Annotated in this window: 24 protein-coding genes and 1 pseudogene; 11 read left to right on the top strand and 14 right to left on the bottom strand. The window is 63.6% G+C overall.

Features of this window, described 5'->3' with window-relative positions:
• Positions 1 to 103: 103 nt before the first annotated feature.
• A complete protein-coding gene (gene dsdA / locus P3C50_RS09660) occupies positions 104 to 1,453 on the top strand; it encodes a D-serine ammonia-lyase (RefSeq protein ID WP_275545847.1) in 1,350 nt (449 codons plus the stop codon).
• 67 nt (positions 1,454 to 1,520) lie between these two features.
• Here the strand turns inward: dsdA and P3C50_RS09655 are convergent, their stop codons facing one another.
• Positions 1,521 to 3,044, bottom strand: a complete 1,524-nt coding sequence (locus P3C50_RS09655; protein ID WP_197856182.1) for a fumarate hydratase — start codon at positions 3,042 to 3,044, stop codon at positions 1,521 to 1,523.
• 290 nt (positions 3,045 to 3,334) lie between these two features.
• On the opposite strand from P3C50_RS09655, the gene P3C50_RS09650 reads away from it, so the two are divergent.
• Genes P3C50_RS09650 through P3C50_RS09640 form a run of 3 tightly spaced genes read left to right on the top strand, consistent with a single transcriptional unit; the run spans position 3,335 to position 6,223 of the window.
• Positions 3,335 to 4,462 carry a sensor domain-containing diguanylate cyclase gene (locus P3C50_RS09650; RefSeq protein ID WP_275545846.1) on the top strand — a complete coding sequence of 376 codons (1,128 nt, stop codon included), beginning with the start codon at positions 3,335 to 3,337 and terminating at the stop codon, positions 4,460 to 4,462.
• Positions 4,455 to 5,393: an iron-sulfur-binding ferredoxin reductase gene (locus tag P3C50_RS09645; protein WP_275545845.1), complete on the top strand. Its 939-nt coding sequence runs from the start codon at positions 4,455 to 4,457 to the stop codon at positions 5,391 to 5,393. Before P3C50_RS09650 ends, P3C50_RS09645 begins: the two co-directional genes overlap by 8 nt.
• Positions 5,394 to 5,449: 56 nt before the next feature.
• Positions 5,450 to 6,223, top strand: coding sequence for an enoyl-CoA hydratase (locus P3C50_RS09640; RefSeq protein WP_275545844.1), 774 nt, complete (start codon positions 5,450 to 5,452; stop codon positions 6,221 to 6,223).
• 62 nt (positions 6,224 to 6,285) lie between these two features.
• Here the strand turns inward: P3C50_RS09640 and pyk are convergent, their stop codons facing one another.
• Both pyk and P3C50_RS09630 read right to left on the bottom strand, forming a co-directional pair.
• Positions 6,286 to 7,737: a pyruvate kinase gene (gene pyk, locus P3C50_RS09635; protein ID WP_275545843.1), complete on the bottom strand. Its 1,452-nt coding sequence runs from the start codon at positions 7,735 to 7,737 to the stop codon at positions 6,286 to 6,288.
• Positions 7,738 to 7,808: 71 nt separating this feature from the next.
• On the bottom strand, positions 7,809 to 8,036 hold the full coding sequence (locus tag P3C50_RS09630) for a universal stress protein (protein ID WP_275545842.1): 228 nt from the start codon (positions 8,034 to 8,036) through the stop codon (positions 7,809 to 7,811).
• A 233-nt stretch (positions 8,037 to 8,269) separates the two neighbouring features.
• Between P3C50_RS09630 and P3C50_RS09625 the strand changes: the two genes are divergently transcribed.
• The 3 genes from P3C50_RS09625 (at position 8,270) to P3C50_RS09615 (ending at position 9,557) form a co-directional block, all read left to right on the top strand.
• Entirely contained in the window at positions 8,270 to 8,644 is a 375-nt protein-coding gene (locus P3C50_RS09625) for a tetratricopeptide repeat protein (RefSeq protein WP_197856177.1), read from the top strand.
• Between the two features lie 74 nt (positions 8,645 to 8,718).
• Positions 8,719 to 9,141 carry a DUF4124 domain-containing protein gene (locus tag P3C50_RS09620; RefSeq protein ID WP_275545841.1) on the top strand — a complete coding sequence of 141 codons (423 nt, stop codon included), beginning with the start codon at positions 8,719 to 8,721 and terminating at the stop codon, positions 9,139 to 9,141.
• 59 nt (positions 9,142 to 9,200) lie between these two features.
• Entirely contained in the window at positions 9,201 to 9,557 is a 357-nt protein-coding gene (locus tag P3C50_RS09615) for a PilZ domain-containing protein (protein ID WP_197856175.1), read from the top strand.
• 8 nt (positions 9,558 to 9,565) lie between these two features.
• On the opposite strand, the gene P3C50_RS09610 is transcribed toward P3C50_RS09615, so the two are convergent.
• The 7 genes and pseudogenes from P3C50_RS09610 to P3C50_RS09580 form a co-directional block, all read right to left on the bottom strand.
• On the bottom strand, positions 9,566 to 10,459 hold the full coding sequence (locus tag P3C50_RS09610; protein WP_275545840.1) for an amino acid ABC transporter substrate-binding protein: 894 nt from the start codon (positions 10,457 to 10,459) through the stop codon (positions 9,566 to 9,568).
• Between the two features lie 11 nt (positions 10,460 to 10,470).
• Entirely contained in the window at positions 10,471 to 11,799 is a 1,329-nt protein-coding gene (gene potE / locus P3C50_RS09605; RefSeq protein WP_275545839.1) for a putrescine-ornithine antiporter, read from the bottom strand.
• Between the two features lie 50 nt (positions 11,800 to 11,849).
• A complete protein-coding gene (locus tag P3C50_RS09600; protein WP_197856172.1) occupies positions 11,850 to 12,218 on the bottom strand; it encodes a DUF5064 family protein in 369 nt (122 codons plus the stop codon).
• A gap of 64 nt (positions 12,219 to 12,282) precedes the next feature.
• A complete protein-coding gene (locus P3C50_RS09595) occupies positions 12,283 to 13,242 on the bottom strand; it encodes an HlyD family secretion protein (RefSeq protein WP_275545838.1) in 960 nt (319 codons plus the stop codon).
• Between the two features lie 2 nt (positions 13,243 to 13,244).
• Positions 13,245 to 13,595 carry a DUF3302 domain-containing protein gene (locus tag P3C50_RS09590; RefSeq protein WP_275545837.1) on the bottom strand — a complete coding sequence of 117 codons (351 nt, stop codon included), beginning with the start codon at positions 13,593 to 13,595 and terminating at the stop codon, positions 13,245 to 13,247.
• Positions 13,596 to 13,672: 77 nt separating this feature from the next.
• A pseudogene (locus P3C50_RS09585) lies at positions 13,673 to 14,326 on the bottom strand (DUF3313 domain-containing protein).
• A 176-nt stretch (positions 14,327 to 14,502) separates the two neighbouring features.
• Positions 14,503 to 15,306, bottom strand: coding sequence for a SirB1 family protein (locus tag P3C50_RS09580; RefSeq protein ID WP_275545836.1), 804 nt, complete (start codon positions 15,304 to 15,306; stop codon positions 14,503 to 14,505).
• Positions 15,307 to 15,406: 100 nt separating this feature from the next.
• Here P3C50_RS09580 and P3C50_RS09575 point away from each other — a divergent pair, with 100 nt between their 5' ends.
• The gene (locus P3C50_RS09575) at positions 15,407 to 16,429 is read left to right on the top strand and encodes a Glu/Leu/Phe/Val dehydrogenase dimerization domain-containing protein (RefSeq protein WP_275545835.1); all 1,023 of its coding nucleotides are present in this window, start codon (positions 15,407 to 15,409) and stop codon (positions 16,427 to 16,429) included.
• Positions 16,430 to 16,454: 25 nt separating this feature from the next.
• On the opposite strand, the gene P3C50_RS09570 is transcribed toward P3C50_RS09575, so the two are convergent.
• Complete coding sequence (locus tag P3C50_RS09570) at positions 16,455 to 16,859, bottom strand: DUF488 domain-containing protein (RefSeq protein WP_275545834.1); 405 nt, start codon at positions 16,857 to 16,859, stop codon at positions 16,455 to 16,457.
• A gap of 82 nt (positions 16,860 to 16,941) precedes the next feature.
• Between P3C50_RS09570 and P3C50_RS09565 the strand changes: the two genes are divergently transcribed.
• A complete protein-coding gene (locus P3C50_RS09565) occupies positions 16,942 to 17,184 on the top strand; it encodes a hypothetical protein (protein ID WP_275545833.1) in 243 nt (80 codons plus the stop codon).
• 37 nt (positions 17,185 to 17,221) lie between these two features.
• Here P3C50_RS09565 and P3C50_RS09560 read toward each other — a convergent pair whose 3' ends face one another.
• Positions 17,222 to 17,485: a YebG family protein gene (locus tag P3C50_RS09560; protein WP_090434336.1), complete on the bottom strand. Its 264-nt coding sequence runs from the start codon at positions 17,483 to 17,485 to the stop codon at positions 17,222 to 17,224.
• 262 nt (positions 17,486 to 17,747) lie between these two features.
• On the opposite strand from P3C50_RS09560, the gene P3C50_RS09555 reads away from it, so the two are divergent.
• A complete protein-coding gene (locus P3C50_RS09555) occupies positions 17,748 to 18,242 on the top strand; it encodes a phosphate-starvation-inducible protein PsiE (RefSeq protein ID WP_275545832.1) in 495 nt (164 codons plus the stop codon).
• A 15-nt stretch (positions 18,243 to 18,257) separates the two neighbouring features.
• Here the strand turns inward: P3C50_RS09555 and P3C50_RS09550 are convergent, their stop codons facing one another.
• Both P3C50_RS09550 and P3C50_RS09545 read right to left on the bottom strand, forming a co-directional pair.
• Positions 18,258 to 20,888: a DEAD/DEAH box helicase gene (locus P3C50_RS09550; RefSeq protein ID WP_275545831.1), complete on the bottom strand. Its 2,631-nt coding sequence runs from the start codon at positions 20,886 to 20,888 to the stop codon at positions 18,258 to 18,260.
• Between the two features lie 155 nt (positions 20,889 to 21,043).
• Complete coding sequence (locus P3C50_RS09545) at positions 21,044 to 21,916, bottom strand: helix-turn-helix domain-containing protein (RefSeq protein ID WP_275545830.1); 873 nt, start codon at positions 21,914 to 21,916, stop codon at positions 21,044 to 21,046.
• Between the two features lie 217 nt (positions 21,917 to 22,133).
• Between P3C50_RS09545 and bglX the strand changes: the two genes are divergently transcribed.
• Positions 22,134 to 24,428: a beta-glucosidase BglX gene (gene bglX, locus P3C50_RS09540; RefSeq protein ID WP_275545829.1), complete on the top strand. Its 2,295-nt coding sequence runs from the start codon at positions 22,134 to 22,136 to the stop codon at positions 24,426 to 24,428.
• Positions 24,429 to 24,605 lie beyond the last annotated feature (177 nt).

Here is a 24,605-nt window from a genome sequence, read left to right as displayed (position 1 = left end):
CGTTATCGTTCCGCTTGGCTGGTCGCTGCTGCGACCTTTGCCAGATCAGCCTGGGCGTCGTCTAATGCGCACTGTTCACTGCCCGCTATAAGGGGAATGCCGCATGATCCTTGGCCAGTCGCTCGCGCAATGGCGCGCGCAGTTTCCGCTGCTCGACGAGCTGATCGCCCTGCGCGAAACCAGCTGGTTCAACCCGGCCGTGGCGCCCGTTGCCGAGGCGCTGGGCGATGTCGGTTTGAGCGCTGCCGATGTGGCTGATGCCCGCGCGCGCCTCGAGCGCTTCGCGCCCTACCTGGCCCGGGTCTTCCCGCAGACGGCTGCCAGCGGCGGCATTATCGAGTCGGACGTAGTTCACCTGCCGAAAATGCAGGCGCTGCTGCGTGAAGAGGCCGAAGAGGAAATCGGCGCGCTGTGGCTCAAGCGCGACAGCCATCTGCCCATCTCCGGTTCGATCAAGGCCCGTGGCGGCATCTACGAGGTGCTCAAGCATGCCGAGGACCTGGCGCTGGCGGCCGGGCTGCTCGACCTCGACGACGATTACGTCTGCCTCGACAGCGATGCGATGCGCGCCTTCTTCGGCGGCTATCAGGTGGCCGTCGGCTCCACCGGCAACCTCGGGTTGTCCATCGGCATCATCAGTGCGCGCCTGGGCTTCCAGGCCACCGTGCATATGTCCGCCGATGCGCGCCAGTGGAAGAAGGACAAGCTGCGCGCCCATGGCGTGACGGTGGTCGAGTACGCCAGCGATTACAGCTTCGCCGTGGAGCAGGGGCGGCAGCAGGCCGAGGCCGACCCACGCTGCCACTTCGTCGATGACGAGAATTCCAGGCACCTGTTTCTCGGCTATGCGGTGGCCGGCGAACGTCTCAAGCAGCAACTGGCTGCGGCCGGTGTCGTGGTCGATACCGAGCATCCGCTGTTCGTCTATCTGCCCTGTGGCGTCGGTGGCGGGCCGGGTGGCGTGGCCTTCGGTCTTAAGCTGGCGTTCGGCGATGCAGTGCACTGTCTGTTCGCCGAACCGACGCATTCGCCGTGCATGCTGATCGGCGTGCACACCGGCCGGCATGAAGAGCTGGCGGTGCAGGATTTCGGTATCGACAACCGCACCGCGGCTGATGGCCTGGCGGTGGGGCGGCCATCGGGTTTCGTCGGCCGCGCCATGCAACGTCTGATCGATGGTTACTACACGGTCAGCGACGAGCAACTGTTCCGCTACCTGGCGTTGCTGGAGCAGACCGAGGGCCAGCGTCTGGAGCCTTCGGCCCTGGCCGGTATGCCGGGTGTGTTGCACGTGCTGGGCGAGCAGCAGGGCTACCGCCAGCGCATGGGGCTGACACCGCAGCGCATGGCGCAGGCGACGCATCTGGTCTGGGCAACAGGCGGCAGCATGGTGCCGCAGGCTGAAATGGACAGCTACCTGGCGCGGGGTCGGCAGCTGTTGCAGGGCGCTTGAAAACGCAGAAGCCCGGCACTTGGCCGGGCTTCTCCTTGCAGCTTGAAGCTGGTCGCTTGCGGCTGCCTTACTTCACTTCCACCGCCAGGCTTTCGGCGATCTTCTTGTTCCAGATCGCCGGGCCGGTGATGTGTACGGACTCGCCGTTGGTGTCGACCGCAACGGTCACCGGCATGTCTTTGACTTCGAACTCGTAGATGGCTTCCATACCGAGCTCTTCGAACGCCAGCACCTTGGACTTCTTAATCGCCTGGGCGACCAGGTAGGCGGCGCCGCCGACGGCCATCAGGTACACGGCCTTGTTGTCCTTGATCGCGTCGATGGCGATCGGGCCACGCTCGGACTTGCCGATCATGCCCAGCAGGCCGGTCTGCTCGAGGATCTGACGGGTGAACTTGTCCATCCGCGTGGCAGTGGTCGGGCCAGCTGGGCCAACCACTTCGTCACCGACCGGATCGACCGGGCCGACGTAGTAGATGAAGCGGCCTTTGAGGTCCACCGGCAGTTGCTCGCCCTTGTTCAGCATGTCGACCATGCGCTTGTGCGCAGCGTCGCGGCCGGTAAGCATCTTGCCGTTGAGCAGGACGGTCTCGCCCGGCTTCCAGCTCTGCACTTCTTCCGGGGTCAGGGTGTCGAGGTTGACGCGGCGCGCGCTCGGGCCGGCTTCCCAGACGATTTCCGGGTAGGCGTCCAGATCAGGCGCTTCCAGCTCGGCCGGGCCGGAGCCGTCGAGCACGAAGTGGGCGTGACGGGTAGCGGCGCAGTTGGGGATCATGCACACCGGCAAGGACGCGGCATGGGTCGGGTAATCCATGATCTTCACATCGAGCACGGTGGTCAGGCCGCCCAGACCCTGGGCGCCGATGCCCAGTTGGTTGACCTTCTCGAACAGCTCCAGACGCAGCTCCTCGATGCGGTTCTGCGGGCCGCGGGCCTGCAGTTCGTGGATGTCGATGTGCTCCATCAGCACTTCCTTGGCCATCACCGCAGCCTTCTCGGCGGTGCCGCCGATGCCGATGCCGAGCATGCCTGGCGGGCACCAGCCGGCGCCCATGGTCGGCACGGTCTTCAGGACCCAGTCGACGATGGAGTCGGACGGGTTGAGCATGGCCATCTTCGACTTGTTCTCGGAGCCGCCGCCCTTGGCCGCGACGTCCACTTCCACCTTGTCACCGGGCACCAGCGAGTAGTGAATCACCGCCGGGGTGTTGTCCTTGGTGTTCTTGCGGGCACCGGCCGGGTCGGCCAGGATCGAGGCGCGCAGGACGTTTTCCGGCAGGTTGTAGGCGCGGCGCACGCCCTCGTTGATCATGTCGTCGACGCTCATGGTGGCGCCGTCCCAGCGCACGTCCATGCCGACCTTGACGAATACGGTGACGATGCCGGTGTCCTGGCAGATCGGGCGGTGGCCGGTGGCACACATGCGCGAGTTGATCAGGATCTGCGCCATGGAGTCCTTGGCGGCCGGCGACTCTTCCTTCAGGTAGGCCTCGTGCATGGCCTGGATGAAGTCGACGGGGTGGTAATAAGAGATGAACTGCAGTGCGTCGGCAACGCTCTGAATCAGGTCGTCCTGCTTGATCACGGTCATTGGGGCGCTCCTCTATCAGGGAACATCTACAAGGAAGCGCCGGACAACGACCCGGCGCAATGGCGAAAAACTGTCGGGAGCGGTTTTCACGTCGCCCCGCGACGGTCTGCTTAGGTGGCCGCCATGCAGGGGCAGCAACAAAAAAGGCGCGGCAGTATACCGCGCCGGTCGGATAGGGCACAGTCGCCTGAGGTCGATGATGCTAGCCATGTGCGCGCTCATCGGCTCGCTAGGCAATCTGTGATCACAGGGGTAGAGTAACGGCCAGATGCCAGTATGGGACGGAGCCCATGAGCTCAACCACTCGTCGGGGCGCGCAGCGTAGCCTGCAAAGCCTTTTGCTCAAACGCTTCGCCATGGCTTTCGCTACCTACGCGATGATGGCGCTCGTCTGCTGGTTCGCCGTCTTCAATGGCCTGTTTCTCGGCTCCATCAGCACGGCCGTCTGGCTGAGCCTTGGGGTGTTTGGCAGTCAGCTGGTATTTCTCTGGCTGTTTCTTTCCGGGCGCAACCTGCGTTACGAGGATCCCAGCCTGACCCAGGCTCAGGTGCTGGTCGCGCTGGCCTGGCAGCCACCGGTGCTGGGGCTGTTCGACAGCGCACGCGGCGTGATGATGGTCTTCTACGTGCTGATCCTGCTGTTCGGCGTATTCCAATTGCCGCCCCGGGTGTTCGCGCGGTGCGCCGCCTTCGCTTTTTTCGGTTTCACCGCGATGGTGCTGGTGGAGGCCTATCGCATGCAGTTGGTGGACCCGAGCATGGCCTGGCTGCAGGTGTGGGTGCTGTTCATCCTGCTGGTCTGGCTGTGCCTGTTTTCCAGCTACGTGCAGGCCATGCGCAAACGCATGCGCCAGCGCCGGTTCGCCTTGCAGGCGCATCAGGACACCCTGCGCGGAATGATGCGTCAGCTCGAAGAACTGGTCGCTACCGACGAGCTGACCGGGCTGTTCAATCGCCGGCACTTCCTGCGCCTGGCCAGTCGTGAGCTGGAGCACCTCGGGCATGGGCGTCAGCACGGCCTGGCGCTGATCGACCTGGACCATTTCAAGCGAATCAACGATGCTCACGGCCATGCCGCCGGCGACCGGGTGTTGCAAACCTTCGCCGCGGTGGCCCGAGCCTGTCTGCGTGACGGCGACATCATTGCCCGCTATGGCGGCGAGGAGTTCGTGCTGCTACTGCCCAATACCGATGCCGATCAGTTCACCGCCTGCTGCGAGCGGCTGCGCGAGGCGTTCGCCAAAGCCGAGCCGGTGGGTGTGAAGATCGATGATCTCAGCCTTTCCGCCGGCATGACGCTGCTGGTCGCTGGCGATGACCTCGACGAAGCTCTGCAGCGCGCCGACCAGGCGCTTTACCAGGCCAAGCGCGGCGGTCGCAATCGTTGCGATGCCAGCTGGGAGCGTGCGGGTGCCTGAACTGCGTGTCGGTGGTCAGCTGTTGCAGGTTGCCCAGCAAACCAACTTGCTCGATGCACTGCTCGCGGGCGCTGTGACCGTGCCCTATAGCTGTCGTGCCGGCAGTTGTCACGCCTGCCTGATACGTTGCGTGGACGGCGAGCCACTGGACCTTCAGCCCGAAGCGCTGGCGGCCGACAAGCGTGCCGAGGGCTGGCGTCTGGCCTGCCAGTGCCAGATCGTAGGTGATCTGCAAATCGAGCCGTTCGACCCTCAGCGCGATGGCCTGGCCGCGCAAGTGGTTGCTCTTGACTGGCCCAGCCCGCAGGTCTTGCGCCTGCGCTTGCAGCCGGCGCGGCCGCTGCGCTATCGCCCCGGCCAGCATTTGTTGCTGTGGAGCGAAGAGGGCGTCGCCCGGCCTTATTCACTGGCCAGCGTGCCGGGCGAAGACGACTGGCTGGAGTTCCATATCGATTGCCGCAAGCCGGGGGCCTTCTGTGATGCAGCGCGGCGCCTGCGGGTCGGCGATGGGCTGCGTCTCGGTGAGTTGCGTGGCGGCGCGTTGCATCACGACCCTGACTGGCAGGCGCGCCCGCTCTGGCTGCTGGCCGCTGGTACCGGACTGGCGCCGCTGTACGGGGTGTTGCGTGAGGCATTGCGCCAGGAGCATCAGGGCGCCATTCGCCTGCTGCACGTGGCCCACGAGCCGGCCGAGCATTATCTGGCCAGCGAGCTTCAGGCGCTGGTGGGGCAGCATGCCAACTTGCAGGTGGAGCTGGTGACGGCGGCGCAGTTGCCGGCTGCTTTGGCCGAACTGCGCCTTGTTTCACGGCAGACCCTCGCCTTACTCTGCGGCCATCCGAAGGCGGTCGACAGCTTCGCGCGGCGCCTCTACATGGCCGGTTTGCCGCGCAGTCAGATGCTCGCCGACGTCTTTCTCACACGCGCGTAGGCTGTGCCGTTCAGGCTCGATGGCGGTGCATGCGACGCGCTATTTGGAGCCCAGGCATGAGCGAACACCTGCATATCCAACGCGACGGCGGTCTGTTGACCCTGCGCATGCATCGCCCGGACAAGAAGAATGCGCTGACCCGCGCCATGTACGCCGGCATGGCCGAGGTGCTGGACGAGGCCGAACGCGATACGAGTGTGCGCGTGGTGCTGCTGACCGGTGGCGAGGACTGCTTCACCAGCGGCAACGATGTCGCCGACTTCATCCAGGCGCCGCCGAACGGGCTGAACAGTGAAGTATTCCAGTTCATGCGCGCGCTGTTCGACTTCAGCAAGCCGGTGGTCGCCGCCGTGGCCGGCCCGGCGGTGGGCATCGGCACCACCTTGCTGCTGCATTGCGATCTGGTCTATGTCGCCCGCGATGCACAGCTGAAGATGCCTTTCGTCAACCTGGGGCTGTGCCCTGAATACGGCTCCAGTCTGATTTTGCCGCGTTTGCTGGGGCACGCGCGTGCTGCCGAGCTGCTGTTGCTAGGCCAGTCATTCACAGGGGAGCAGGCGGCGGCGTGGGGCATCGCCAATCAGGCACTCGATGATGGTGCGGCGACCTTGAGCAAGGCCCGTGAGATGGCGCAACGTTTTCTCGAACTGGCGCCATCGGCAGTTGCCGACAGCAAGCGCCTGATGCATGCGCCGGGGCGCGAGGAGTTGCGCAAGGTGATCGAGGAGGAGGGCGCTCTTTTCGGCCAGCGCCTGCGCTCGCCCGAGGCCATCGAGGCGCTGACGGCATTCATGCAGCGTAGAAAGCCGGATTTTTCTCGCTTCGCATAGGCTGCGCCCGCCCACAAAACAAAAGGCCGCTCATCGAGCGGCCTTGTGCATCCACGGATGGCTTACACCATCTGATCGCCGACGTGGAGGATCTTCATGGTGTTGGTGCCGCCGGTGCCGTGGTAGCTGTCGCCCTTGGTCAGGATGACCCAGTCGCCCGGCTCCACTACGCCGCGCTTGAGCAACTCGTCCACCGCCGCCTGGCTGACCTTGTTCGCCGGCAGCGAGGCCGGGTCGAACGGCACGGTGTACACGCCTCGGAACAGCGCCACGCGGGCCTGGGCTTCGCGATGCGGGGTGAAGGCGAAGATCGGGATCGACGAGCGGATGCGCGACATGATCAGCGGGCTGTAGCCGCTCTCGGTGAGGCTGATGATGGCCTTGACGCCCGGGAAGTGGTTGGCGGTGTACATGGTCGCCAGGGCCACGCTCTCGTCGCAACGCTCGAATTGACGGCCGATGCGGTGGCTGGATTTCTGGCTGGTCGGGTGCTTCTCGGCGCCCAGGCACACGCGGGCCATGGCCTGCACGGCTTCGACCGGGTATTCGCCGGCGGCGCTCTCGGCCGACAGCATCACCGCATCGGTGTAGTCCAGCGCGGCGTTGGCCACGTCGGAGACTTCGGCGCGGGTCGGCATCGGGCTGTGGATCATCGACTCCATCATCTGCGTGGCGGTGATCACCGCTTTGTTCAGACGACGGGCGTGGGCAATGATCTTTTTCTGAATGCCGACCAGCTCGGCGTCGCCGATTTCCACGGCCAGGTCGCCACGCGCCACCATCACCGCGTCACTGGCTCGGATCAGGCCGTCAAGGGCTTCGTCATCGGCTACGGCTTCGGCGCGTTCGATCTTGGCCACCAGCCAGGCAGTGCCGCCGGCTTCGGTGAGCAGGCGACGGGCATAGTCCATGTCCGCGGCATCGCGCGGGAAGGACACGGCCAGGTAGTCCAGATCCATCTCGGCAGCGACCTTGATGTCAGCCTTGTCCTTGTCGGTCAGCGCCGGGGCGGTCAGGCCACCGCCGCGGCGGTTGATGCCCTTGTTGTCCGACAGCGGGCCGCCGATCACCACGCGGCAGTGCAGTTCGTCGGCGCCCTTGAGCTCGACACGCATGACCACGCGGCCGTCGTCCAGCAGCAGTTCGTCGCCGACATCGCAGTCCTGAATCAGCGCCGGGTAGTCGATGCCGACCACTTCCTGGGTACCGGCCGTGCGCGAGTGGCTGGAGGAGAGGCGGAACAGGTCGCCATCCTTGAGCTCGATACGCTTGTTCTCGAATTTGGCGATGCGGATTTTCGGGCCTTGCAGGTCGCCGAGCAGGGCGACATGGCGGCCGTGCTTGGTGGCCAGTTCGCGGACCAGGGCGGCGCGAGCCTTGTGATCGTCCGGCGTGCCGTGGGAGAAGTTCAGGCGGGCCACGTCGAGACCGGCGAGGATCAGTTGCTCCAGCACTTCCGGCGAGCTGCTGGCCGGGCCCAGGGTGGCGACGATTTTGGTGCGGCGAAAGGTCATGCACGAACTCCCTAGTGATCGATGTCAGGGAGGCTACTACGACGTTCAGCTGTAGTCATTGTTCCTGTGCACTACCCTTTGCCGTCCGGCTTGATCACCAGCGGATCGCACTCCAGGCGTTGCAGCACCCGCTGCGCGGTGTGATCGATCAACAGGTTGTCCAGATGGCCGCGGGCGATGGTACCCATCCTCAGCAGGCCGATATTGTGCTCGCGCACGAAATGCCGGACGACTTCCTTGGCAAATCCGTCCGGCAGGTGGGCCTGCGCCTGATCGAGGACGTACTGGGCAATCAACACTTGTCGAAGCTTCGCGGTATTCACCACTGTTCACGTAGTCGTCATATGCCTGCGCTACCTCGGCGTCGAGCCGCAGATGTGGCAGTGGCGCGCTGTTTCGACGGCCGATGCGGCACGGCGCTGGTCAGCGCGCCGTTCAGCGCCAAGGTGCTACGGGCAAAACCCATCGGAGGTTCGTCGCTGTTCAGTTTTTCCCTGCGCTGTCGATACACTGCTCACTGGAGGACTTGCCCATGCGTACCCTGATCATTCTGGCCGTGGCCCTGGCAGCCACGGGTTGCACCCGCGTCTCGCTCGACCATCATCTGAACAACGCCTATCGCGCCTACAACGAAGGCGATTGCGCCCGGGTCGCGCTTGAGCTTTCGCAGGCCGAGCGCAAGAGCCGTTCGCGCAGCTACCTGCAACCGGAGATTTCACTGTTGCGTGGCCAATGCCTGGAGCGTGAAAGTCTGTTCGTCGACGCAGCGCAGACCTATCAGTTCATCATCGCGCGCTACCCGGCCAGCGAATACGCCTACCGCGCCCGTGCCCGTCTGCAGACCCTAGAGCAACTGGGCCATCACCGCCCGGCAACTGCGGCCAAGGCCAGCCCCGCAGCACTCTGAACCTTCGGTCACCTGGCATTTCTCGGCGCCGCAGCGCGGTATAAGCTGGCGCATGGCCTTCATGGAGGATGAACATGCGTCACCTATTGCTGATCGCCGTGCTCCTGCCAACGCTGGCAACGGCCGAGATCTATCGCTGGACGGACGAGCAGGGCCGGGTGCATTTCGCTCAGCGCCCGGTGGCAGGGGCCGAGACCGTAGAGGTGAAGCCGCAGGTGGTTGAGCGCGACGCCCATACCCGGGAGCGAGAGGCGCGCACGCAGCGCTTCTACGACGCCCGTCGTGAGGAGCAGCAGCAGGCTGCGGCCACGGCAACCGCGCAGCGCGAGGAACGCGCCGGTGAATGCCGTGAGCTGCGCCGGCGACTGGAGCAGATGCCGGAGGGATACCGCTATTACCGTGAAGGCGCCAATGGCGAGCGCATCTACTACAGTGATGTAGAAACAGACACCGCTCGTCGCCAGCTGCGCGAGCGGATAGCCCAACGCTGTACTTGAGGGTGGTTTCATGGCCGCAGTAGGGCCATACTCAAGGCCCCTTGTAGCGATATGCCAGCATGCGTAGCCAGCGCCGAATCGAACGCCATCAGTTGCCCTACTACCTGAAGGTGTTCAACCGCATTACCGACAAACCGATGGGCTCCATCGGCAATGTCTCCCTCGACGGCCTGATGCTGATCAGTCAGTTGCCGATGCTGGTGGGCGCGCGTTTCGACATGCGCCTGAAGATTCCCGGCCAGCATGGCCTTCACTTCATCGACTTTTCCGCCAACTGCCAGTGGTGCCGCGAAGACGTCAACCCCGGTGTCTACGATTCCGGCTTCGCTTTGGTCGCACCACCCGCGGACTACGTCGAGCTGATCGACGCTCTGCGTTACTACTTCAGCTTTCACAGTCTGGCGGCTTCGGCCTGATATTCAGCTCAGGGACGTGAGTTGAGTCGCAACATCATTCGGCCTTGCTCGCTGAGATCGCCGAAATAGCGGCGGTAAAGAGCTTCGCCATCCTCGGAGCGATTCAGGCGGCTCAGCGCGGTATCGACCAACAGGCGGAAGTCCTCGTCATCGCGTGCAAGCGGCATGGCCACCGATTCTACTGCGAATAGTCGCTCCGGGACCCATAGCTGAGCGCCTTGCGGATGTTGCGTCTGATAGTTGAGCAGCACCAGGCGATCTGCAAAGAACGCATCAATCTGTCGAGTGACGACCTGCTCGACACCCTCCTGGTTACTGTCTACTTCGAGCAGCCTGGATTGCAGGCCGAGTTGGCGAATGCGCGTCTGAGCCCAGTCAACGCTCACCGTGCCCTTCATCACGGCAAAGCTGTGACGGCTCAAGCCCTGATTGATGGTGGCGCGCCACGTTGGACCGCGGTAAGCCGTTTCGCCCTTGAGCGGCAGCATCAGGGTCGCTGGAGCGTCCTGCCGCACGACCACCCCGAGGCCGGCAGTGAAGATCGGCAGGGAAAAGCTGACCCGGCGGCGACGTTCCAGACTCTCCACCACGGGCGCGCAGAGAATGTCGACCCTGGCGTCCGCCACCGCATCGAGCATATCCGTGGTGGTCAGAGGCACATAGCGCACCTGCAACTCGGGCATGGCCAGTTGTTCCCTGATCAGGCTGGCGACCTGCTGGCACAGATCGATGGCATAGCCGTTGGCCTGCTTGGCGTCACCGTCGGAGAACGGCAGGTCACCTGGCACGAAGCCGAGCACGAACTTGGCGTTGTCACGGATGCGCTCCAGGGTGGCGGAGTTAGCGACGATCGGCAGCCATGCGCAGAGAAACAGTAGCCGGACCAGATATCGAATAGGCATGCTGGAAGCTCCTATGGCCGGCCGAGGTTGTCTAGCGCGCCGACGAAGCGTTTGGCAATGGCGCCGAACAGCAGATAGCCCACCACCATCACCAGGGCAGCGCCGAACACTGCCTCCAGGCCCGAGGCATACAGGGCGTAAAAGCAGTACAGCATGGCCACCAGCAGTATCACGCCGTTGCGGCGGAATATCCGCGGCTCGACCTGGGCCTTGTACATGATCACCAGCAGGCCGGTCAGGGAGGTGATGTAGGGGATAATGTTGGTTACGGCAGCCAGGCCGACGAGTTTGTTGAACTGCGCGCTCGCATTCGGTGAGATGGTCGATAACGCGATCAGGGTTTGCAGAACACCGCAGAACAGCAGGCCGATGAGCGGAGCGTTGCGAGAGCTGACGCGGGTGAACAGCTTGGGAAACATTCCCTGTTCTGCGGTGACTTTGGCAGTCTGTGCCAGGGTGAACTGCCAGCCCAGCAGCGAGCCCAGGCAGGCCATCACCGCCAGGGCCATGATGATGTTGCCTACACTGTCGTTGAACATCTGCGCATAGACCAGCGCGAAGGGGGCGCTGGAGTTCGCCAGTTGTGGATTGGGAACGATTCCCTGAATCACGCTGGTAGACAGCACATAAACCACGGCGGCGCCAAGCGTGCCGAGCAGGCAGGCGAGTGGGACGTTGCGCTTGGGGTTTTCCACAGCATCGGAGTTCTGCGCCGCCGACTCCATACCGAGAAACGCCCAGAGGGTGAGCGGAATGCTTTGCGCGATGGCATCGCTGGTGCGCAGGCCATTGGGGTTCCAGGCTTCCTTGAACAGGCTCGGCTCGAACCAAAACCAACCGATCAGGCCCAGGCCCGCCACGGGAATAATAACGCCCCATACTGTTATTGCGCCGAGGCGCCCGGTGACGCTGGGGCCGCCAAGATTGGCCAGTATCGTCAGCCAGATGAGTGCGATGGTTCCTGCTACCAGAGCTGCAGCGCCGCTGCCCAACCAGGGAAAGAAGGGGGTGAGATAGCCGACGGCTGAAATGCCGATGGCCACATTGCCTATCACCAGCGAGAGAAAGTACAGATAAGAGCACAGGAAGAAGGCGGACTTGCCGTGCGCCTCCTCGCTGTAGGCAGACATGCCACCGGGCCGCGGGCAATAAATGCCGCACTGTGCGAAGCCATAAGCGATCGCCATTGAGCCGACCGCCGTGACTACCCATGACAGCAACGAAATCGCACCCAGCTGAGCCATGCTCGAAGGCAGCATGATGATGCCTGAGCCCATCATGTTGACCGCCACAAGGGTGGTCAGGCCTACAAGGCCCATCTTCTTGCTTGCGTCGGCCATGATCCGTTCCTCACGCTTGAGATAAGTGGACGTGGGCGCAGAACGAAACGCTAGAAGCCGTCTTTTTCCAGATTGTCGAAATTAACCGGATCACCGGTGCGGATATCCAACTTCTTGCGGATATCCGCGAACATCGCGTCGTACTCGCTGTGGCTGCGCATGATTGGGCTGGCATTCACCGGCAGCCCCTGTTTCGCAGCTGCTTTGGCGATGCGGCTGGCGAAGTTGAACGCGGTATCACGGTGCATGTTGAACTCATCGGTGAAGCTACGGCCGTTGACATGGCCGCTCATGCGAAAATGCAGCAGAACACCTTCTTTGGGGTCACGGAGGACGTCGTAATAAACATCGATGTCGAAGTCCGGGACGCCGGGTATTCCTGGTTGTTTCTTACGGTTGAGGTGGCCAGGCTCGAACATGTTGGGCTCCTGTGTGTGACGCGGCGTCACGCTTTCGCTGGGCGCCGCCGGTTGCAGATAGGGATCAGTGGAAGGGGAAGATGTAGTTCATCCATGCGGCCATCCGCAGGAGCACCTTGCGCAGAATTGCCACATGAGGAAAGTGCTCGGAATAGAGCGCCGCCTGGCCGTAGGCGCCGCCGGGTATGAGATCCTTGTAAGGTTCGAAGGCAGGGTCGGTGATCTCCAGCACAACCGGCACGCGACCGGCCGGCATGGCGCCGGTCACACCTACAAGACTGCCGCCGGGCTGAACCTGACCCTCGGCTATCACCGGTTGCACCTGCTTAACCTGCGCCTGGAAAACCTTGCCAGGCAGACCGTCCAAGGCAATTTCAGCCTTATCGCCCAGGGTCAGGCGTAACTGGCTGTTCTGGCGCATCCAGGCCACATAGAAATATTCCTCCTGAGGAATGAAAATCGCCGATGGCCGCAGCGGCATCTTCACTGCGTAGATACCCGGGCGCAGCACAACTTGCGTCACGTAGCCGCGTGATGGCGCCCGGACCACCGTGTTATCCAGTTCGAACTGGGCGATATTGAGCTGCGCCTGCAGGTCGTCCACGCGAGCCGTGGTGATGTCCAAATCGCGTCGGTTGCCCAGGTTGCGCTTGACCAGTTCGCCTGCACGAAACTGATCACCCTTGGCCGACACCAGCTGGGCCCTGATGGAGCGCACGCGATTCTCGAAGGGGGTGGGGTCGAGGCGGAAGATCACGTCGCCTTTTTCCAGCAACTGGTTACCTCGCACCGGCACTTCGATCACCTGGCCGCTCACTGCCGGTACTATCGGAGTGCTGACAAAGTAGCTGCGCGACACCTCCGAATAGGGGTGGTTGTAGTTCATCAGGAATATCAGCGAACCGATCAGTACGATTCCGCCGAGTACTGCGGTTGGCACCGTCCACTTGTTCAGCGGGATCTTGAAGATCTTGAAGATAGCCACGCAGATGGCCGTATAGGTCAGTATCAGCAGCAGATCCATGCTCAGTCCCTTGCCGCGATTGGTTCTTTGGTCTGCCGTTCCATCGCGTCCAGCCGGGCCTTGAGCTCAGCCACCTGCTGTTCCATGAGTTGCAGGCGTGCAGAGTACTCCTTGGGCGAGGCATTGAAGCCCCAGCCGCGATCCTCGCGATAGAGGGTTGCCCAGATCCACAGGAACGGCCAGAGCACGTGCAGGGTAAACAGGCTGACCCAGCCTGCCACGTGGATGGCATCCTGATGTGGGTGTTTGCGATGTACCGAGATTTCGTAAGGTATGTCGTGAATTGCGATGACGCCGTAGAACAGCACTATGGCGGCGAATATCAGTACACCCAAGGCGAAGTAGTCCAGCATACGGCCCTCCGAATCATCCGATCTGACAGTCTGGGCGGTGCCGCTCGTGAGATCGCGACGGCTCCGAGCCGGTGTTGCTAGCGCTTCGCTCTGATCTGCTCGATGGACTGGCGCATGTCGCTGGCCCAGCCATCGATCACTGGCTTGACGTTATCGACGCTGAGCACCTGCTGATCGTTCTCCAGATTCACGCCCGCGCCCTTGCGTACAACCTGTGCGATGACACGGTTATTCTGCGCGTCGATCACTGCCGCTTCGGTGGCGATCTCCACCTGCTGATCGCGCGTTCCGGCCGCAGTGCTCGCGGCCGCCACTACCAGTGCGATTGGAATGACTTCATAGGGCTGCAGGCCTTCGGTGGATACCGCGACGGCTGTAATGGCCGGACGCAGCACCAGGGTGCCGGTAGAAGGCGAGTCGGTCAGTTGCATGACCTTGCTCAGCTCGCGCCGCAGCGCCGCATCAAAATACTGGGTGATGTCTCGCAGCGTATCCTGCGACAGGCGAGCGCTTGGCTGAGGCTTTGGATAGAACTGGCTCGGCTCGAGGAACAACTGGTTATAACGGGCGATCTGCAGATCCGGATCGACCCAGCGTGCCACATGTGCCCCGGAGGGCGACTGCTGTTCGCTGAGGCGGCTGTAATCTTGCAGGAAACCCGAGTACTGCTCGGGTGCGACCGTAGTGCTGGATCATGCGGCTGCTCCCATGAGTGCCGCCAATAACGACATACCCAAGAGCTTTGCATCTTAAGTCTCCATACAGTAATGAAATGTTGCCTGATCGGCAGCGCCCAAGTACTGGCAGAGAGTGCCGCGTTCTCCAGGAGTGTAGTCGAGGAAAATAAAGTTCAATGGGGAAGCGAAAAAAATTGGAGGCCTGCTGAAACGCCCGAACCACGGCCCTCTCAGTGCAACGCCGATGCCCTTTGCAGGCTGCGCAGGCGCTCGCTCAGTCTCAGGCGCTGGGCGTCCTCTTCGCAAAACAGCAGCGCGCGCTCCAGGTCGTAGCGCTCGCCCTGCGGGCAGTCGAGTTGCCGGTAGACATCGGCTCGCGCCAGGTGGTCGGCCAGGTTGGGTGGTCCCAGCAGCAGGACTCGCTCGGCGTCCTTGAGTGCTGCGTCCGGGGCATCGCACTGCATGTGCAACTGACGTAGATTGCGCGACAGGCGCCGCAGCATGGCCTGGGCGTCGGCCGTCTGCAGGTGCTCGGCTTTGAGTTCGACGTTCGCTCCCAGTTGGCGATAGAGCTGCTCGCGGCAGTCGCGGGTGTACAGGCGGCGCCCGCCGCACGGGTCTAGCAGGTGATCGGCGCCCGGCACACGCAGCATGAAATGTCCGGGGAAATTCACGCCTTGCAGCGGAATGTCCAGGCGGCGCGCCACCTCCAGAGCGATCAGAGCGAGCGCCAGCGGCTGGCCGCGTCGGCGCCGCAGCACTTCATGGAGCAGTGCGTGGCGCGGCCGCGTGGCACCTTCGTCGTCCTCCTGAAAATCCAGTTCGGCAAGCCGGCGCAGCAGCGGCTGGGCCAGTTCGCGAGCGGGCAGGGCGGGCAGTCCGGCGCTGACCTGCAGCAACAGACTGTGCAGGTCGTTCAATACTTGGGCGGGTTGCAGGTGGTCATCGTGTTCAGCGGCAATCCACAGCGCCGCCTCGAACAGGGCGGGAGGATCGCGTTGCAGGCACTGCAGGCAGGCTTGGCGTGGACTCATCGCATTCTCCGCTGAACTTCTGCTCTTGTAGCCGCTGACCGGGTCGTCGTCCAGTGGCTTCTCCTATACTGAGGCCTGAAGTCCGACCGGGAGCGCAGGCATGTTCAGCATGATGGAAGCCGCCCGCCTCGAGGCCCTGCACCTGGCCGAGGACCCGGCCAGCGGCCTCAAGGCCGTTATCGCCATTCACAACACCCGCTTCGGGCCGGCGCTCGGCGGTTGCCGTTACCTGCCTTATCCCGATGAACAGAGCGCCATTGGCGACGCCATTCGTCTGGCTCAGGGCATGAGCTACAAGGCGGCGCTGGCCGGTATCGATCATGGCGGCGGCAAGGCGGTGATCATCCGCCCTGCGCATGTGCCCAGCCGTGCCGCCTTGTTCGAAGCCTTCGGGCGGTTCATCGAGACGCTCAATGGGCGCTCCATCACCGCCATCGACAGCGGCACCTCAAGCGCCGACATGGATTGCATCGCTCAGCACACCAACCACGCCACCAGCACTACCAGCGCGGGCGATCCTTCGCCGCACGCGGCGCTGGGGGTGTTCGCGGGTATCCGTGCCACAGCGCAGGCGCGCCTGGGCAGCGATGATCTGGAAGGACTGCGGGTTGCCGTGCAGGGCCTGGGCAATGTAGGTTTTGCCCTGGCCGAAGCACTGCACGCCGCTGGCGCTGAGCTCCTGGTCAGCGACCTCGATGCCGGGCGCGTGCAGCTGGCGGTCGAGCAGTTGGGCGCACATCCGGTCGCCAGCGATGCGTTGCTCGGCACGCCTTGCGACATCCTTGCGCCGTGCGGCCTCGGTGGCGTGCTGAATGCGCAGACGGTCGCCCATCTGCGCTGCGCAGCGGTGGCTGGTGCGGCCAACAACCAGTTGAGCAGCCCCGCAGTCGCCGACCAACTGGAGGCGCGCGGCATTCTCTACGCGCCGGATTACGTGCTCAATGCCGGTGGGCTGATTTACGTGGCGCTGCGTCATCGCGGCGAGGAACTATCGGCGATCACCGCACATCTGGCGCAGATCAGCCGACGCCTGACTGAAATCTACGCCCACGCGCAAGCTGAAAAACGCTCTCCGGCGCGCGTCGCCGACTTCCTGGCCGAGCGCCTGCTGTACGGCATATAGCGGCTATCCGGGCGCTCCTGCGCGATCAATGGCCGTCGAATTCGCCCTGGTAGCACACCGGCGAACTAGGCGAGTCATGGCGCTGCAGTTCATCTTCGAGAAATTCGGCCAGTACGCGTGCGTTGTTATGCGCCTCGTCGCGCGCGGCGTAGAGCAGCGTCAGTGTGCCGCTTCTCGCCCAGTGCAGCAGGCGCTGCCAATGCTCGGGGCGCCCGGTCAGTTCGCGGCGGTAGGCTGTGCGGAATTCATCGAAGGCCTCGGCGCGGTGGGCGAAGGACTTACGCAGTTCGCTGGAGGGCGCGACGTCGGGTAGCCATTCATCGAGTGCCAGGGCATCCCTGGACAGACCGCGAGGCCACAATCGGTCAACCAATACGCGTTGGCCGTCACTGGATTCTGCGTCGAGATAAACCCGCTTGCACTGGATCATCGACCTGCCTCCATCGCCTGCGGCAATGCCGCACTTGGCGACGCCTGCGGGCTCGATTAGCGTGGTGAAAGGAGGACTCACCATGGACTATTTCATTATCGTCTTCACCACTGCAGCCGGCCTTTACTTTCACTGGTGGCTGTTTCGCCGGATTCGTCAGTGGACCGATCGTGACCTTGCGCTGTCCTTCGCCGAAGGCGACCAGCACAAGCGTCAGTACATGCTGGAGCAGTTGGCCCGTGCCCGGCGTGAGGGCGTAAAGCGGCGGGAACTGCCAGTCTGGCTGGAGCAGGCCGCAGCGCAGTATCCCGTCAGTCGCGCATAGGTCTAGGCCCCGTTGGGAACGGGGCCGCGGTTCCCGGTCATTCGCTGGCGGCGTCGATTTCCAGCTCGTCGAGCGCGTCCGGCTGGCTCTTGAACGCCTTGGCGAAGACGTCGCGGTTCTTGGCCATGAAGATACCCAGCTCCTCGCCCTGTTCCTCGCTCAGGGAAGGAACCGCCTTGTGCAGGACTTCGCTCAGGCGCTCGGCCAGTTCCAGCATCTTGTCGTAACGGTCGGCTTCGGCCTTATCCATGAACAAGCGCTCCGGATCGCGGCTGCTGCGGTACACCACTTCGACGGCCATTCATCACCTCTTCTGCCTTCATATGTGTCGTTGGATTTAACTGGTTTTTTATACAGTGGTGGCGAGAATAAAGGACTCGCTGCCTTTTGGCCAGTATTGCGTCCGACACAGGATAGAAGTCATGGCTGATACCGGCCATCCGCCTGTGTCTTTCCGTCACATCGCTGCATCATCCTCAGGCTGGTGTTTTTCCTGCATGCTCGTCAGCGGGCATCTATGTCGGATGCCCGGACGTCATGCTGGTCTTGGGGAGAAGTGAAGGATGAATTGGGCGGAACGTCTGCGTGAGGGCATGCATGGCCTGGCGGAGTCGCTGGGCAATCTGTTGATGGAGGCCTTCCACTACCTGGCGCTGTTTGCCATCGGCGCAATCACGGCGTGGGCAGGGGTGATGACCTTTATCGGCATGCTGGAGAAGGGTCACATCACGGTCGATGACATTCTGCTGCTGTTCATCTACCTGGAATTGGCGGCGATGGTGGGGATCTATTTCAAGACCAACCACATGCCGATCCGCTTCATGATCTACGTGGCGATCACTGCGCTGACCCGCTTGCTGATTTCCGACATCTCCCACACCCACAAGCCGAGCTGGGGTGTGGTGATGGTATCTGGGGCGATTCTGCTGCTGGCCCTGGCGATTCTGGTGGTGCGCTACGCCTCGTCGCGCTTTCCGGCCGTGGTCGGCCCGCACCCTCGCAGCAAGGCGCGCAACCGCGAGGACGCCGAGGCAGAGCGCGACGATACCTCCGACTAGGGCGTAAGCCGGACATCAATCGAGCGGCGCGAACAGCGCCGCCAGATCGTCCTCGTTCAATTGCCATTGGCCCTGGCTGCCGCCGTCGAGCACGCCCCTGGCCAGACTGGCTTTGGCCTGCTGCAGTTGCTGGATCTTCTCTTCGACGCTGCCACGGGCGATCAACTTGTAGACGAACACTGGTTTGTCCTGACCGATGCGGTAGGCGCGGTCGCTGGCCTGGGCTTCGGCGGCCGGGTTCCACCAGGGGTCGAAATGGATCACCGTGTCGGCGGCGGTCAGGTTGAGGCCACTGCCGCCGGCCTTGAGGCTGATCAGGAAAACCGGAAATTCACCGGCTTGAAAGCGCTGCACTGGTGTGCGCCGGTCCTGAGTGCTGCCGGTCAGCTTGGCGTAGGCGATCTTGCGTGCATGCAGCTCCGCTTCGATCAGTGCCAGCATCGAGGTGAACTGGGAGAACAGCAGCACGCGGCGGCCTTCGTCGACCAACTCCTGGAGCATGTCCAGCAGGGCGCTGAGCTTGCCCGAGTCGGCGGCCGTCAGCTCGCCGCCGTCCTCGCCGAGCAGGCGCAGGTCGCAACAGCTCTGGCGCAGGCGCAGCAGGGCTTCGAGGATGACGATATGACTGCGAGCCAGGCCCTGGCGGGCGATCTCGTCGCGTACCTTCTGGTCCATGGCCAGGCGCAGGGTTTCGTAGCGGTCGCGTTGCAGCTGGGTCATCTCGACCCATTGGGTGATCTCGGTCTTCGGCGGTAGCTCGCTGGCCACCTGCTCCTTGGTGCGGCGCAACAGGAAAGGGCGGATGCGCCCGTTCAGGTGATTGAGGCGCTGGGCGTCGCCACGTTTTTCGATAGGCGTGCGGTAGTCGCGGGTGAAGGCCTTGGCTTCACCCAGCCAGCCCGGCATGAGGAAATGGAACAGCGACCAGAGTTCGCCCAGATGGTTTTCCAGCGGCGTGCCGGTCAGGCACAGGCGTAGGTCGGCCTGCACCTGGGCGGCAGCACTGGCCGCCTTGCTGCGCGGGTTCTTGATGTTCTGCGCTTCGTCGAGAATCAGCAGGCGATAGCGCTGCTGGTTCAGCGCCTTGAGGTCGCGCGGTAGCAGGGCGTAGGTGGTGAGGATCAGGTCGTGCTCGGCGATCTGCTCGAACAGCGCCTTGCGCTTGCTGCCATGCAGGGCCAGCACGCGCAGTTGCGGGGTGAAGCGCGCCGCCTCGTCCTGCCAGTTGGGAATCAGGCTGGTGGGCATGACGATCAGCGCGGGCTTGTCGAGACGCCCGGCCTGTTTCTCGCAGAGGATGTGCGCCAGGGTCTGCAGGGTCTTGCCCAGGCCCATATCGTCGGCCAGTACGCCGCCGACGCGCAGTTCGGCCAGGGTCTGCATCCAGTTCAGGCCCTGCACCTGATAGGTGCGCAGGTCGGCTTGCAAACCCTCGGGTGGCGCAATCTCGCGCACCGCCAGGTTCTGTAGGCGCTGGGCGAAACCGCGCAACTCATCGCCACCTTGCCAACTCAGTTCTGGGCCATGCGCCAGTTCGGCCAGGCGTGCAGCGTCGGCGCGGCCCAGGCGCAGCGGCAGGTGGTCGTCGCCAGGGTCGCGGAAATACAGCTCGCCGAGGGTGGCCAGCAACGGCTTGAGGCGGGCGAAGGGCAGGGCAATGCGTTTGCCGCCCTGCGGCAGGCTGACCAGCAGGCGATCCTCATCGGCGCGTTGCGCCAGCGCTTCGGGCGCCAGCAGCCAGGGCTTACGGCGAATGGCCTGGAGCAGGATGGGCAGCAGGCTCAGGCGCTGGCCTTCGACCTCGATGCCCAGCTCCAGATCGAACCAGTTCTGCTGCGGGTCTTCCTCGACCTCGGCATACCAGTCGTCGACCTCGGCGAGGTTGTACTGGAAGTCCGGGCGCATATGGATCTGCCAGCCTTCGGCGCGCAGTTGCGGCAGATGTCGCTGGACGAAATCCAGCCAGTCGCGCTCGCGCTCCAGCTCGAACGGCTCGCCGGCTTCGGCCGGCAGCGCTTCACTCTGGCGCAGCGCCACCTGCAGGCCGAGGCCTTCCAGACGCTTGCGCAGCGCGGCTTCGGCAGCGCCGTCGCGGATCAGGCGCAGGTTGCTGTGTTCGTCCAGGCGCTTGACCAGGTCCTTGGCCGGTTTGCCGAAGACCTTGTGCCCGGCGTAATCGAAGGCCAGCGCCGCGCGGTGCTGGGTCTGTTCCTGCATGCGTCCCTTGCGTGCGTCGAAATGAACGCGTACCTGGCTGCCCAGGCTGAGGATGGCGGTGGGCTCGATGCCTTCGAGGCGTGTTTCCGCCAACTCCTTGTCCACCACGATGATGTCGGAAAGGTCGCTGCCGGCGCGTTGCTGGGCTTCCAGGGTGAGCAGTGCGGCGACCACATGCTTGCAGTTGAAACCGACCGGGCAGTTGCAGTGGCCGGTCACGCTCCATTTGCGCCCATAGGGGTGCAGGGTGATGCGCTGCTGATAGGTCTGCCCAGCCGAGCCGCGGCAATTGGCGAGCAGGCTGTTGTCCTTGAGGCTGAGCAGTTTGCTGCGTTTTTCCTCGGCATAGCCGTGGCCGCGACGCAAGTCCCCTGCGCCGAACTCGGAACGCCAGTCTTCCTGGCGTAACTGGTGGATATCCAGGGGCATCAACGAAGCCCCGCGGCAACAATGGATAGGCGCATGACTGGGCCGTGGCAATGCAAAGCCGCAGATTTTCGCATAGCTGTGCGGCGATTAGCAGGCGTGGCGCGGAGATTGTCGACGGTAGGGCGAGTGAACCCACCGTGGAGGATGAAAGGTTGTTAGAAGAATGCCGCGCGGTACTGACGCGGCGTGGCGCCCAGCGCCTGGCGGAAACGGTTGCTGAAATGGCTGGCGCTGGCGAAGCCGCAAGCCAGCGCCACCTCGCTCAGCGAGGGCTGCGGCTGACGCAACATCTGGCAGGCGCGAGCCAGGCGCCGGGCCAGCACATAGCGATGCGGTGGCAGACCGAAGCTGCTCTGGAACATGCGCGCGAAGTGATATTCGGACAGGGCGCAGAGCGCGGCCAGTTGGCTCAGTGGTAACGGCGTTTCCAGGTGTTGTTCGATGAACTCGCGCACACGCCGGCGTTGCAGCGGTGCCAGGCCACCCTTGAGGCGCAGGCCCTGGCGTTGGCCGACCTGATTGAGCAGGGCATGGTCGAGCAACTGATGGGCCAGGCTGCTGGCCAGCAGGCGTTCGCCCGGTTCCTGCCAGTCGAGGGTGCACAGTTGCCGGAAGCGCGCCGCTTGTTCGGCATCTTCGAGAAAGGTCGCTTCCTCAAGCTGCAGGCTGCGTGGTTCGCGGTCGAGCAGGGCGACCGCGCCGAGGGCGAACTGCTCCTGTTCTATATAGAGGTGGGCAAGCTGAATCTCGCCGTTGATGATCCAGGCCGACTGGTGCTCGGCCGGCAGGATGCACAGCTTGTCCGGCGCGCCCTTGTGGCCGGGTTGCTCGCGGCGAAAGGTGCCGGTGCCGCCGCTCAGATAGCAGGACAGCGTGTGATGGCTTGGCGCAAGGTAGTCGCGTGCGTCATGGGCATTGCTCCAGCGCGCCACGGCCATGCCGTTGCCCAGCTCGGCCATCGCGTGCAGCCGCGCATTGGGCGAGCGGCTCATGCTCTGGAATACCTGCAGATGTTCGAATTGCGCCATCACCTTCTCCCGAATGCAGCCATGCTACGCCTGCCGACAGGCAAAACCAGTGGCGGCGAAAAAAATGCGCAAGTTTGCGCAAGTCTGGGGTCGTAACCTCTGGAACGCCTTTGACTGGTGCTTAAGTTTTTTTGCACTAACCCGCGGCGCGGCGCGAGGACTCGGAGTATCGTGGCGGCCATTCAAACAATGATTCGCATCCCGGATGCCGCTCCCGATGAAACTCCTGCGCCAGTTCGCTCTTGCCTCCGTTCTGATCTCCCCCGGCCTGCTGGCTGCCGCTCCGTCCATCGATGACAAATCGGCTTTCATCGCCGACCTGGTCGGGCGCATGACCCTGGAGGAAAAGGTCGGCCAGCTGCGCCTGATCAGCATCGGCGGCGACATGCCGCGCGAACGCATTCGCGAGGAGATGGCCGCAGGGCGCATCGGCGCAACCTTCAATTCGGTGGTGCGCCCGGAGAACCGGCCGATGCAGGAGGCCGCGCTGCGTAGCCGCCTGGGTATCCCGGTGTTCTTCGCCTACGACGTCATCCACGGCCACCGCACCACCTTCCCCATCGGCCTGGGGCTGGCCTCGAGTTGGGACATTCCGGCCATCGAGAACAGCGCCCGGGTCGCGGCCTTCGAAGCCAGCGCCGACGGCCTGGACATGACCTTCGCGCCGAGCGTCGATATTTCCCGCGATCCGCGCTGGGGCCGTATCTCCGAAAGTTTCGGCGAAGATCCGCATCTGGTCTCGCGTATCGCCGCCGCCATGGTACGCGGCTACCAAGGCGACGATCCAAGTGATCCGCAGCGCATCATGGCCAGCGTCAAGCACTTCGCCCTGTACGGCGCAGTGGAGGGCGGGCGCGACTACAACGTGGTCGACATGAGCCCGATGCGGATGTACCAGGATTACCTGCCGCCTTATCGCGCCGCCATCGACGCCGGCGCGGGCGGGGTGATGGGGGCGTTGAATGCGGTCAATGGTGTACCAGCGTCGGCCAATAGCTGGTTGTTGCGTGACCTGCTGCGGCGTGACTGGGGCTTCAAGGGAGTGGTGCTCAGTGATCACGGCGCGATCGACGAATTGCTGCGCCATGGTGTTGCCGCGGATGGCCGCGAGGCTGCCCGGCTGGCCGTCACCGCCGGTGTCGGCATGAGCATGGCCGATACCCTGTATGGGCAGGAACTGCCAGAGCTGGTACGCAGTGGCGCGGTGCCGCAAAGCGTGCTGGATGAGGCCGTCACCCATGTGCTCAACACCAAATACGACCTGGGCCTGTTTCACGATCCGTTCCGCCGCATCGGCCGCGCCGAGGATGACCCGGCCGACGTCAATGCCGAAAGTCGTCTGCACCGCGCCGATGCTCGGGCCATGGCGCGCGACTCTCTGGTACTGCTGGAAAACCGCGATGACACGCTGCCACTGAGCAAGAACACCACCGTCGCGCTGGTTGGTCCGCTGGCCGATGCGCAGTTGGACATGCTCGGCAGTTGGTCGGCAGCCGGTGTCGCCGAGCAGGCCGTGACGCTGCGCAGTGGCATGGAAGTGGCGCTCGCCAGCCAGGGCAGACTTCTCTATGCGGTGGGTGCCAACGTCACCGACGACGCTCGTGTGATCGAATACCTCAACCACCTCAACTGGGATCGCCCGGAGGTGGTACCGGACCCGCGCACGCCGCAGACGATGCTCGAAGAGGCGGTACGCGTGGCCAGCCAGGCCGACGTCATCGTCGCCGCAGTGGGGGAGTCGCGGGGCATGTCGCATGAGTCGTCAAGCCGAACGCGCCTGGATTTGCCGGCAAGTCAGCAGACGCTCTTGCGTGCGCTTAAGGCCACTGGCAAGCCATTGGTGGTGGTATTGATGAATGGCCGTCCTTTGGCGCTGAGTTGGGAGAAGGCCAACGCCGATGCGCTGCTGGAAACCTGGTACAGCGGCATCGAGGGCGGCCATGCCATCGCCGAGGTGCTGTTCGGCGAGCACAATCCCTCCGGCAAGTTGCCGATCACCTTCCCGCGCTCGGTCGGGCAGATTCCCACCTACTACAACCACCTGCGCTTGGGGCGCCCGTACGGCCCCGGCACGCCCGGCAATTACACCTCGCAGTATTTCGAGGAGCCCACCGGCCCGCTTTACCCGTTCGGCTATGGCCTGAGCTACAGCGACTTCCAACTTTCGGCGCCGAGGCTGTCTGCCGAGCGCATGAAACCGGGCGAGAAGATTCGTGTCAGCGTCACCCTGAAGAACGCCGGGCCACGGGCTGGCGCCACCGTGGTGCAGCTTTACCTGCATGACGAGGCCGCCTCGGTGATCCGTCCGTTGAAGGAACTCAAGGATTTTCAAAGGGTCAAGCTTGAAGCAGGTGAGGCGCGTGAGCTGAGTTTCGAGATCGACGAAACCATGCTGCGTTTCTATGACGCCAGCCTGCAGCAAGTTAGCGAGCCGGGTGCCTTTCGGGTCCAGCTGGGGCTGGATTCGGAGAGCGTGCAGGAGGCGCGTTTCGAACTGTTGCCACGCCAATGAAGGTGTGGCCCAAGGAGGCGGAAAATATACTCGCGCGAGCACCTGTGCCGGACTTCACGATCTGGTAATAATGCGCAGAAAGAATCCGCGCATGCGGAGACGCCGCCGTCCGGTTGGCTGTCTGCATTGCGCTCGCGTTGTCTTTGTACCATTCGCCTGATTTCAACTCTCCGCAGC

This window comes from Pseudomonas sp. Marseille-Q0931, from assembly GCF_940789645.1.
Lineage (GTDB): Bacteria > Pseudomonadota > Gammaproteobacteria > Pseudomonadales > Pseudomonadaceae > Aquipseudomonas.
This window is presented reverse-complemented; position numbering and strand designations above follow the sequence as displayed.

What these genes read in the sequence shown, in the direction of transcription:
- dsdA (WP_275545847.1), top strand. Translation starts at nt 104, where the DNA reads ATGATCCTTGGCCAGTCGCTCGCGCAATGGCGCGCGCAGTTTCCGCTG.
- P3C50_RS09655 (WP_197856182.1), bottom strand. Translation starts at nt 3,044, where the DNA reads ATGACCGTGATCAAGCAGGACGACCTGATTCAGAGCGTTGCCGACGCA.
- P3C50_RS09650 (WP_275545846.1), top strand. Translation starts at nt 3,335, where the DNA reads ATGAGCTCAACCACTCGTCGGGGCGCGCAGCGTAGCCTGCAAAGCCTT.
- P3C50_RS09640 (WP_275545844.1), top strand. Translation starts at nt 5,450, where the DNA reads ATGAGCGAACACCTGCATATCCAACGCGACGGCGGTCTGTTGACCCTG.
- pyk (WP_275545843.1), bottom strand. Translation starts at nt 7,737, where the DNA reads ATGACCTTTCGCCGCACCAAAATCGTCGCCACCCTGGGCCCGGCCAGC.
- P3C50_RS09625 (WP_197856177.1), top strand. Translation starts at nt 8,270, where the DNA reads ATGCGTACCCTGATCATTCTGGCCGTGGCCCTGGCAGCCACGGGTTGC.
- P3C50_RS09620 (WP_275545841.1), top strand. Translation starts at nt 8,719, where the DNA reads ATGCGTCACCTATTGCTGATCGCCGTGCTCCTGCCAACGCTGGCAACG.
- P3C50_RS09615 (WP_197856175.1), top strand. Translation starts at nt 9,201, where the DNA reads ATGCGTAGCCAGCGCCGAATCGAACGCCATCAGTTGCCCTACTACCTG.
- P3C50_RS09610 (WP_275545840.1), bottom strand. Translation starts at nt 10,459, where the DNA reads ATGCCTATTCGATATCTGGTCCGGCTACTGTTTCTCTGCGCATGGCTG.
- potE (WP_275545839.1), bottom strand. Translation starts at nt 11,799, where the DNA reads ATGGCCGACGCAAGCAAGAAGATGGGCCTTGTAGGCCTGACCACCCTT.
- P3C50_RS09600 (WP_197856172.1), bottom strand. Translation starts at nt 12,218, where the DNA reads ATGTTCGAGCCTGGCCACCTCAACCGTAAGAAACAACCAGGAATACCC.
- P3C50_RS09595 (WP_275545838.1), bottom strand. Translation starts at nt 13,242, where the DNA reads ATGGATCTGCTGCTGATACTGACCTATACGGCCATCTGCGTGGCTATC.
- P3C50_RS09590 (WP_275545837.1), bottom strand. Translation starts at nt 13,595, where the DNA reads ATGCTGGACTACTTCGCCTTGGGTGTACTGATATTCGCCGCCATAGTG.
- P3C50_RS09580 (WP_275545836.1), bottom strand. Translation starts at nt 15,306, where the DNA reads ATGAGTCCACGCCAAGCCTGCCTGCAGTGCCTGCAACGCGATCCTCCC.
- P3C50_RS09575 (WP_275545835.1), top strand. Translation starts at nt 15,407, where the DNA reads ATGTTCAGCATGATGGAAGCCGCCCGCCTCGAGGCCCTGCACCTGGCC.
- P3C50_RS09570 (WP_275545834.1), bottom strand. Translation starts at nt 16,859, where the DNA reads ATGATCCAGTGCAAGCGGGTTTATCTCGACGCAGAATCCAGTGACGGC.
- P3C50_RS09565 (WP_275545833.1), top strand. Translation starts at nt 16,942, where the DNA reads ATGGACTATTTCATTATCGTCTTCACCACTGCAGCCGGCCTTTACTTT.
- P3C50_RS09560 (WP_090434336.1), bottom strand. Translation starts at nt 17,485, where the DNA reads ATGGCCGTCGAAGTGGTGTACCGCAGCAGCCGCGATCCGGAGCGCTTG.
- P3C50_RS09555 (WP_275545832.1), top strand. Translation starts at nt 17,748, where the DNA reads ATGAATTGGGCGGAACGTCTGCGTGAGGGCATGCATGGCCTGGCGGAG.
- P3C50_RS09550 (WP_275545831.1), bottom strand. Translation starts at nt 20,888, where the DNA reads ATGCCCCTGGATATCCACCAGTTACGCCAGGAAGACTGGCGTTCCGAG.
- P3C50_RS09545 (WP_275545830.1), bottom strand. Translation starts at nt 21,916, where the DNA reads ATGGCGCAATTCGAACATCTGCAGGTATTCCAGAGCATGAGCCGCTCG.
- bglX (WP_275545829.1), top strand. Translation starts at nt 22,134, where the DNA reads ATGAAACTCCTGCGCCAGTTCGCTCTTGCCTCCGTTCTGATCTCCCCC.